Genomic DNA, 259 nt, shown 5'->3' with positions numbered 1-259 from the left:
GATCCCGCTAGGCTCCACCATAAAATTATAACCAGTTATAAAGATCCTGGCGGCGTAGCTCAGCTGGCTAGAGCATTCGGTTCATACCCGAAAGGTCGTGGGTTCGACTCCCTCTGCCGCCATCTTAAAGGACCTTTAGCTCAGTTGGTTAGAGCAGACGGCTCATAACCGTCCGGTCGCAGGTTCGAGTCCTGCAAGGTCCACCATTTATATATTGTTACGGAGGTATACCCAAGTTCGGCTGAAGGGATCGGTCTTG

2 tRNA genes are annotated in these 259 nt (G+C 51.4%); both read left to right on the top strand.

Going from position 1 to position 259, the window contains the following annotated elements:
• Positions 1-48 precede the first annotated feature (48 nt).
• Positions 49-122 (top strand) — tRNA-Met (locus H131_RS22520).
• A gap of 7 nt (positions 123-129) precedes the next feature.
• A tRNA-Ile gene (locus H131_RS22515) sits at positions 130-206 on the top strand.
• The last annotated feature ends 53 nt before the right edge of the window (positions 207-259 follow it).

The organism is Lysinibacillus sphaericus OT4b.31, assembly GCF_000392615.1.
GTDB lineage: Bacteria > Bacillota > Bacilli > Bacillales_A > Planococcaceae > Lysinibacillus > Lysinibacillus sphaericus_B.
The sequence above is the reverse complement of the archived record's forward strand: the minus strand, read 5'-3'. Positions and strand labels throughout refer to the sequence as shown.